This window comes from Sphingomonas sp., from assembly GCF_031426035.1.
GTDB lineage: Bacteria > Pseudomonadota > Alphaproteobacteria > Sphingomonadales > Sphingomonadaceae > Sphingomicrobium.
The window spans coordinates 1-8,074 of sequence record NZ_JANPKO010000030.1 but is presented as its reverse complement, the minus strand read 5'-3'; the positions used below and the strand labels follow the sequence as shown (position 1 = coordinate 8,074).

Below are 8,074 nucleotides of genomic sequence, written 5' to 3'. Positions count from 1 at the left end.
GTCGCGGACATTCTCGACCCGCTCGTTCTTGATTTCCGAGACGTGGACGAGGCCGTCCTTGCCCGGCATGAAGGTCACGAACGCGCCGAAATCGACGATGTTGGCGACCTTGCCGGTGTAGATCGTGCCCGGCTCGGGCTCGGCGACGATGCCGTGGATCCACTGCCGCGCGGCCTCGATTTGGTCGATGTCGGAGGACGAGATCTTAATCACGCCCTCGTCGTCGATGTCGACCTTGGCGCCGGTGGTGGCGACGATCTCGCGGATCACCTTGCCGCCCGTGCCGATCACTTCGCGGATCTTGTCTTTCGGAATTGTCATGGTCTCGATCCGCGGCGCGTGAGCCGAAAGCTCCTCGCGGGTGTGGTCGAGCGCCTTGGCCATTTCGCCGAGGATGTGCGCGCGGCCGTCCTTGGCCTGGGCCAGAGCGATCTTCATCACTTCCTCGGTGATCCCGGCGACCTTGATGTCCATCTGCAGGCTGGTGATGCCCTCGCTGGTGCCGGCGACCTTGAAGTCCATGTCGCCGAGATGATCCTCGTCGCCGAGGATGTCGGACAGGACCGCGAAGTCCTTGCCTTCCAAGATCAGCCCCATCGCGATGCCCGCGACCGGCCGCTTGAGCGGCACGCCGGCGTCCATCATGGCGAGCGAACCGCCGCACACCGTCGCCATCGACGACGAGCCGTTGCTCTCGGTGATGTCCGACAACACGCGGATCGTATACGGAAATTCCTCCATCGACGGCAGCATCGGGTGCAGCGCGCGCCAGGCGAGCTTGCCGTGGCCGGTGTCGCGCCGCGACGGGGCGCCGAAGCGGCCCACTTCACCGACCGAGTAAGGCGGGAAGTTGTAGTGGACCATGAAGCGCGAGTAGCTGAGCCCCTCGAGCCCGTCGATCATCTGCTCGGACTCTTTGGTGCCCAGCGTGGTGGTGCAGATCGCCTGGGTTTCGCCGCGGGTGAACAGCGCCGAGCCGTGGGTGCGCGGCAGGAAGCCGACCATCGCCTCGATCGGGCGCACGGTCTTGGTGTCGCGGCCGTCGATGCGGCGGCCGTCCTTGAGGATCGCGCCGCGCACGACGTCGGCCTCGAGCTTCTTCACCAGCTTGAGCGTGGCGAGGTAGGCGGCCGGGTCCGACGTCTCGAGATCGGCGAGCGCTTCGCGCGCCTTGGTGCGGGCCTCGGCGATCGCGGTCTGGCGCTGCTGCTTGTCGGTCAACTTGTAGGCGGCGGCGAGATCGGCCCCGATGAGGTCGTTGAGCTTCGCCTTGGACGCCTTGCTGTCGCCCAGCTGCTCGAGCTCCCACGGCTCCTTGGCGGCCTTTTCGGCGAGCTTGATGATCCCTTCGACGACCTTGGCGCTGGCGCGATGGGCGAACATCACGGCGCCGAGCATGACGTCTTCCGACAGCTCCTTGGCTTCGGATTCGACCATCATCACTGCGTCGCGGGTGCCGGCAACGACCAGGTCGAGCTCGCCCTCGGCGACCTCGGTCTGGGTCGGGTTGAGGATATATTCGCCGTTGGCATAACCGACGCGCGCGGCGCCGATCGGGCCCATGAACGGCACGCCGGAGATGGTGAGTGCAGCCGACGCGGCGATCATCGCCAGGATGTCGGGCTCGTTCTCGCCGTCGTACGAAAGGACCTGCGCGATGCACAGGATCTCATTGTAGAAGCCCTCGGGGAACAGCGGGCGGATCGGGCGGTCGATCAGGCGGCTGGTCAGCGTTTCCTTTTCGGTGGCGCCGCGCTCGCGCTTGAAGAAGCCGCCCGGGATGCGCCCGGCGGCCGAGAATTTTTCCTGGTAATGGACGGTCAGCGGGAAGAAGTCTTGGCCCGGCTTGACGGTCTTGGCGGCGGTCACCGCGCACAGCACGACGGTTTCGCCGAGCGTTGCGAGGACGGCGCCATTGGCCTGGCGCGCGACGCGCCCGGTTTCGAGCTTCAGCGTCTTGCCGCCGAGGTCGATTTCTACGGTCTTGATGTCAAACATGTGATTTCCTTCGCCCATGCGCCGGATGCGTCATGGGTTCATCTGAGTGCGAGCAAGCCGGCTCGCGGCGGGGTGGGGCATTGGTTAGCCCCTGAGCGTCCCGCCGAATTGCGGGACTTTTTCACTACGTTCCCCGGCGAAGGCCGGGGTCCAGGAGCGCGACAGCGCTTAGTAAACTGGATCCCGGCCTGCGCCGGGATAACGCAACACGTAAACGGCCCGCCGAGGCGGGCCGAACGGTTGCGTTACTTGCGAAGCCCAAGCTTGGCGATCAGGCTGGTGTAGCGCTCGGCATCCTCGCGGCGGAGGAAATCGAGCAGCGAGCGGCGCTTGTTGACCATCATCAGCAAGCCGCGACGCGAATGGTTGTCCTTGGCGTGGGTCTTGAAGTGCTCGGTCAGCGTGTTGATGCGGCTGGTCAGGATGGCGACCTGGACTTCAGGGCTGCCGGTGTCGTTGTCGGCGCGGCCATGGTCCTTGATCAGTTCCTGCTTCTTCTCGGCAGTGATCGACATCGGTTACTCCTTTGTTCGTCTAGAGGTTGAACCCGCGCACGACCCGAAGGCCATCCGCCAACGCTTCGACCAATGCCACCGGACGACCAGCGTCGGTGGCGAGGTGAAGCCCCGGCGGTGCGGGGAAACCGGCCAGCCGCTGTCCATGACGGAGCAACTGGGCTTGGCCGGGAGTGACGGGGAGGGCCGGGATGTCGTCCAGCGCCGCGATTAGCGGAACAACCGTCTCCGTCAGTCGCCGCGCCTTAGCGGCTTCGCCCAGAAAGTCCAGCGAAATGGCCGAAGCCAAGGCGAACGGCCCGGCGCGGGTGCGGCGCAGCATGGTGACATGGCCGACGCTGCCCAGCGCGCGGGCGATGTCGCGCGCGAGGGAGCGGATGTAGGTGCCTTTGGACACGGTTGCGGAGAGCGTGATCTCTTTCACCGTTCGCCCTGAGCTTGTCGAAGGGCTGCTTTTCCCTTGTGACGAGGAGAAGGACAGTCCTTCGACAGGCTCAGGACGAACGGAAAGTTGGGAAATTGTCACCTTTCTCGGCTGCATCTCGAGCGCTTCCCCGGCACGCGCCCTCACGTACGCCGCCTTGCCGTCGATCTTCAGCGCCGAATAGGCCGGCGGCACCTGCTCGATCGCCCCCGTGAAGTGCGCCAGCACGGCCTCGACCTGTTCGAGCGAAGGCCGCACATCGCTGGTCGCCACCACCGCGCCCTCGAGATCGAGCGTGTCGGTCTCCGCCCCGAAGCAAATCGAAAAATCGTAGACCTTGGTCGCGTCCAGCATGCGTCCGGCCAATTTGGTCGCCTCGCCCAGCGCGATCGGCAGCACGCCCGAGGCAAGCGGGTCGAGCGTGCCGCCGTGGCCGACCTTGACCTTGGGATAGCCGCCCTCGCGCAATAGCCGCTTGACCGCGCCGACCGCCTGGGTCGAGCCGAGCCCGACCGGCTTGTCGAGGATGATCCAGCCGTGCACGGCAGCTACCTGTCCAGGCGCGTCGTCATGGACAGTTGCGTCCGGCTTTTTCATAAGGCGCGTGCCCCCGTGCGACGCGGTGGAAGTGGGAAGACCCCTATTGCTTGAGATTGTCGGAAGTTGCGAGACGCGCCTGTTCGGCCTGTCCCAGGCCGAGCGGCTGCGGCGCCAGCGCGGCAGCGCGGCGGGCCCGGTGCTGGTCGCGCATGCCTCCGCCGTGCTCAGCGACGCCGCGGTGGCGTGGCTGATTGAGAATCCGGGGACGATGGTGTCGACCCCGTCCAATCGGCCGGTGGCGATCGCGGTGGCGCCGGGCAAGGTGGCCGCGGCCAAGAAGGCGATCGCTGCGACGGGCAGCGCCGGCTTTCCCGAGCTCAACCCGGCGATGATGCCCGAGCAGTTCGTGCGCAAGCTGCGCCGCCGCGACAAATTGCTGGTGCGCAGCCTCGATGAGCAATCGGCCGGCACGTCCGAAAGCGAGCTGTTCGACAGCGTCTACAAGGGCGTCACCGATCTCGTTACCAAATATGCCTGGCCGCTGCCGGCGCTGTGGGTGACGCGGCTGTGCGCGGCGCTCGGCATCACCCCCAATATGGTGACGCTGGTCGGCATCGCGGCGATGGCGGTCGCTGCGTGGCTGTGGACCCAAGGCGAAATCGTCCCCGGGCTCGGCTTCGCCTGGCTGATGACCTTTCTCGACACCGTCGACGGCAAGTTGGCGCGGGTCACGGTGACCTCGAGCGAGCTCGGCAACCGCCTCGACCATGTCACGGATTTCATCCACCCGCCGATCTGGTGGGTGTGCCTCGCGGTCGGGCTCGGGCTCGGCGCCGACTCGGCGGTGCGCGACATCGTCTATTGGTCGTGCGCGGTGATCCTCGCCACCTACGCCATCGGCCGCGCGACCGAAGCCTGGTTCAAGCAGGTCGTCGGCTACAATGCCTATCTGTGGCAGCGCTTCGACTCGCGCTTCCGGCTGATCGTCTCGCGGCGCAATATTATTCTCCTGATCATGACCGTCGGGGTTGCACTGGGCGCAGCCTGGCAGGCGTTCGCGGTGGCCGCGGGGTGGAGCGTGGTGTCGGCAATCATCCAGCTGGTGCGGCTGGCGCAGGCGCGGGCGGTGGCACGGCGCGGCGAGGTCCGTTCATGGCTGATGTGAAGCGGCGCGACATGCTGCGCCGCCTGGCCACGCGCGAATATGCGCCGTGGGTCGGGACGTTGCTGTGCTGGTTGATCATCACCCTGACGGTCGGCACCGCCGATGCCGCGCGCTTGCTCGCCGCGGGGCTGTTCGTGCGCAGCCTGCGCTACCTCGTCGCGCCCAACAGCAACCCGAGCCTGGCGCGGCGGACCACGGCGCCGCGCGCGATCCTCCGCCAGGCGATGGCCACCGCGCTCAAGCTCGAGGGCGCGGCGCTGCTGGTCGGGGCGCTGCTGCTGGCGCTGCTGGTGTCGTCGTTCGAGGCGATGGGGCTGACCAAGACCGCGTGGCTGTGCCTGCTGGTCGCGGCCGGGCTGCCCGCGCGGTTCCTCTATCCTCTGGTCGGCGGGCGGCGCCATTTCGTCATAGCGCGGTCGGCGCTGACGTGGGGCGGGGCGGGGCTGGCGGCGCTGGCGTGGCTGTCGGGCGCCGGCCTCGTGGGGATGGCGCTGGCGCTCGGCTTACGCGAATGGATCGCGCTCGGCGCCTCGCTGTGGCTGGCGCGGCGCAACCCCGACAAGCCGGCTTATGCGCAGAAGCTCCACTGGCACGAGATCGGCGGCTACAGTTATCGCACCGCGCGGCGGCGCTTCGCCTACCGCCTCGGCAAGGGCATTCTGACCGCGGTGCTGGGGCCGGTCGGCGGGTTCGCCGCGCGCACCGGGCGCGGGGTCGGGCTGGTGGCGCGGATCGAGCGTTTCGCGCCGACCTCGCTGCCGCTGCTGGTGCTGCTGTGCGCCGGCGGGACGGCGGCATCGCTGGCATTGCTGGCGTGGCTGCCCGAGCCGTCGCTGCACATTGTCGCGGCGACCCTGTTCCGCATCGCGGTGGCGTCGGGCAGCATCTTGCTGTGGTGGCGCTTCCGCGACGTTCCGGTCGGCCGCGACGACGAGGACGAGGAAGACGACTGAGTCGGCGGCCTAGACCGGCCACTCATCCTTGAGGATCGCGAACAGCACCGTGTCGCGGACATGGCCGGTCCAGGTGATGCGGTCTGCGCGCAGCACGCCTTCGCGGACCGCACCGAGCTTCTTCATGGCGGCCTGGCTGCGCCCGTTGCGACGGTCGACGCGGAATTCGACGCGGCGGATTCCGCAGCCGAATGCGCGCTCCAGCATCATGTCCTTGACGCGCCGGTTGAAGCCGCTGCCGCGCAGGTGCGGGCGGTAATAAGTTCCGCCGATCTCGAGCACTTGGCGCGCCTCGTCGATGCCGAGAAAGCTCGACATGCCGGCCAGCTCGTCGCCGTCGAACAGCACGAAAGTGCGGTTGCGCGGGTTACCGACATAGTGGTCGATGCTGGCGTCGAAGCCGCCGTCGCCGAAGTTGTTGGCGTAGATCGACCAGATGTCGGGGTCCTCGGCGCAGGCGGCACGGAGCGGGTCGCGGTACGGCTCGGCAAACGGCTCGGCACGGCAGCCGTCGCCGCGCATCGCCTCTGCGAGACCCTCGATCATTCCTTGACGATATCCCGCGCGACAGATGGTGCGCGCAGTAGTGCGTCGATCTTGCCGCCCTGGTCGAAGCTCTCGTCGGCGACGAACTTGATCTTGGCAGCGTATTTGGTGACCACGCGCCGCGCGACTTCCTTCTGGAAGAAGGCGGTGTGCGTGCGCAGCGCTTTGAGCACCACCTCCTCGTCTTGGCCGAGCAGCGGCTTCACGAACACTGTGGCGTGGCGCAGGTCGGGCGACATTCGCACCTCGGTGACGCTGATCAGATGCGACGCGAGCGTCTCGTCATGGACGTCGCCGCGCATGAGGATGTCGCTCAACGCATGGCGCACCTGCTCTCCTACGCGCAGCAAGCGGACCGAGCGGCCTTCGGGAGTTTCGACTTTGCGCATGACAGGCCCTCACCCCAACCCTCTCCCGCAGGCGGGAGAGGGAGCTATTACAGCGTGCGCGCGCGTTCCTCGACTTCGTAGGTTTCGAGGAAGTCGCCGGCCTTGATGTCGGTGAAGTTCTGGGTGAACGTCACGCCGCACTCGAGGCCCGCCTTCACTTCGGCGACATCGTCCTTGAACCGGCGCAGCGACGCGATTTCGCCGGTGTAGATGATGACATCCTCGCGGGTGATGCGCGCTTTCAGCGCCTTGCGGATGATGCCCTCGGTGACCAGCAGGCCGGCCGCCTTGCCATGCTTGCCGGCGGAGAACACTTCGCGGATTTCGGCGCGGCCGACGACCGTCTCGATGATCTCCGGCCCAAGCTCGCCGGCCATCGCCGCCTTGGCCCAGTCGGTGAGGTGGTAGATCACGTCGTAGTAGCGCAATTCGACCTTGGTCCGCTCGGCGATCTCGCGCGCCTTGGCGTTGGGGCGGACGTTGAAGCCGATGATCGGCGCGCCCGACGCATTGGCCAGGGTGACGTCGCTCTCGGTGATCGCACCGACGCCCGAATGGAGGATGCGGACACGGATTTCGTCGGTCGCAAGGCGGTTGAGGGCGTGGACGATCGCTTCGACCGAGCCGTGGACGTCGGCCTTGACGACCATCGCCAGCTCCTTGATCGCCGAGGCCTTGGAGGCGAACATGTTCTCCAGGCTGACCGGCGCCGAGGTGGTGCGCTTACGATCGAGCACGCTCTGCCGATATGACGCCACCTCGCGCGCGCGGGCTTCGTTTTCGACCACGGTGAACGCATCGCCGGCCGACGGCACGGCGCTGAGGCCGAGCACCTCGACCGGGAACGACGGGCCGGCTTCCTTGACCGCGCGGCCCTTGTCGTCGTTCATCGCGCGGACCTTGCCGCTCGATGCGCCGGCAACGAACACATCGCCGACCCGCAAAGTGCCGCGCTGGACCAGCACGGTGGCAAGCGGGCCGCGGCCCTTGTCCAGCTTGGCCTCGATCACGGTGCCCTCGGCCGCGCGGTCGGGGTTGGCTTTCAGCTCGAGAATTTCGGCCTGGAGGTGGATCGCCTCGAGCAATTTGTCGAGGTTGGTCTTCTTCAGCGCCGACACTTCGACGTCCTGGACCTCGCCGCCCATCGCCTCGACGATGATCTCGTGCTGGAGCAATTCCTCGCGCACTTTCTGCGGCTTGGCGTCGGGCTTGTCGATCTTGTTGATGGCGACGATCATCGGCACGCCGGCGGCCTTGGTGTGGTTGATCGCCTCGATCGACTGCGGCTTCAAGCCGTCGTCGGCGGCCACCACGAGCACGACAATGTCGGTGACATTGGCGCCGCGCATGCGCATTTCGGTGAACGCTTCGTGCCCCGGCGTGTCGAGGAAGCTGATCTTCGAGGCGTCGGGCAGGGTCACCTGGTAGGCGCCGATGTGCTGGGTGATGCCGCCCGCCTCGCCGGCGACCACGTCGGCGCCGCGGATGGCGTCGAGCAGCGAGGTCTTGCCGTGGTCGACATGGCCCATGATGGTCACCACCGG

The 8,074-nt window shown here is 67.1% G+C and carries 8 protein-coding genes; 2 read left to right on the top strand and 6 right to left on the bottom strand.

What is annotated here, in order from left to right; all coding sequences use genetic code 11:
* The 3 genes from pnp to truB all read right to left on the bottom strand — a co-directional run.
* On the bottom strand, positions 1 to 1,998 hold a 1,998-nt coding region (pnp, locus tag RMP08_RS01875; protein WP_310467267.1), incomplete at its 3' end, for a polyribonucleotide nucleotidyltransferase.
* Between the two features lie 245 nt (positions 1,999 to 2,243).
* Positions 2,244 to 2,513, bottom strand: coding sequence for a 30S ribosomal protein S15 (rpsO, locus tag RMP08_RS01870; RefSeq protein WP_310467266.1), 270 nt, complete (start codon positions 2,511 to 2,513; stop codon positions 2,244 to 2,246).
* Positions 2,514 to 2,532: 19 nt separating this feature from the next.
* Complete coding sequence (gene truB, locus RMP08_RS01865; protein ID WP_310467265.1) at positions 2,533 to 3,534, bottom strand: tRNA pseudouridine(55) synthase TruB; 1,002 nt, start codon at positions 3,532 to 3,534, stop codon at positions 2,533 to 2,535.
* Between the two features lie 46 nt (positions 3,535 to 3,580).
* On the opposite strand from truB, the gene RMP08_RS01860 reads away from it, so the two are divergent.
* Positions 3,581 to 4,642, top strand: coding sequence for a CDP-alcohol phosphatidyltransferase family protein (locus tag RMP08_RS01860; protein ID WP_310467264.1), 1,062 nt, complete (start codon positions 3,581 to 3,583; stop codon positions 4,640 to 4,642).
* Positions 4,630 to 5,595: a hypothetical protein gene (locus RMP08_RS01855; protein WP_310467263.1), complete on the top strand. Its 966-nt coding sequence runs from the start codon at positions 4,630 to 4,632 to the stop codon at positions 5,593 to 5,595. Before RMP08_RS01860 ends, RMP08_RS01855 begins: the two co-directional genes overlap by 13 nt.
* A gap of 9 nt (positions 5,596 to 5,604) precedes the next feature.
* On the opposite strand, the gene RMP08_RS01850 is transcribed toward RMP08_RS01855, so the two are convergent.
* The 3 genes from RMP08_RS01850 to infB all read right to left on the bottom strand — a co-directional run.
* A complete protein-coding gene (locus RMP08_RS01850) occupies positions 5,605 to 6,141 on the bottom strand; it encodes a GNAT family protein (protein WP_310467262.1) in 537 nt (178 codons plus the stop codon).
* Positions 6,138 to 6,530, bottom strand: coding sequence for a 30S ribosome-binding factor RbfA (rbfA, locus tag RMP08_RS01845; protein WP_310467261.1), 393 nt, complete (start codon positions 6,528 to 6,530; stop codon positions 6,138 to 6,140). Before rbfA ends, RMP08_RS01850 begins: the two co-directional genes overlap by 4 nt.
* A 47-nt stretch (positions 6,531 to 6,577) precedes the next feature.
* Positions 6,578 to 8,074 (bottom strand): translation initiation factor IF-2 (infB, locus tag RMP08_RS01840; RefSeq protein ID WP_310467260.1); only part of this gene is annotated, 1,497 nt, incomplete at its 5' end.

Excerpts from the sequence above, each read along its gene's own strand:
- truB (WP_310467265.1), bottom strand. The coding sequence starts at position 3,534 with ATGAAAAAGCCGGACGCAACTGTCCATGACGACGCGCCTGGACAGGTA.
- rbfA (WP_310467261.1), bottom strand. The coding sequence starts at position 6,530 with ATGCGCAAAGTCGAAACTCCCGAAGGCCGCTCGGTCCGCTTGCTGCGC.
- rpsO (WP_310467266.1), bottom strand. The coding sequence starts at position 2,513 with ATGTCGATCACTGCCGAGAAGAAGCAGGAACTGATCAAGGACCATGGC.
- RMP08_RS01855 (WP_310467263.1), top strand. The coding sequence starts at position 4,630 with ATGGCTGATGTGAAGCGGCGCGACATGCTGCGCCGCCTGGCCACGCGC.
- RMP08_RS01850 (WP_310467262.1), bottom strand. The coding sequence starts at position 6,141 with ATGATCGAGGGTCTCGCAGAGGCGATGCGCGGCGACGGCTGCCGTGCC.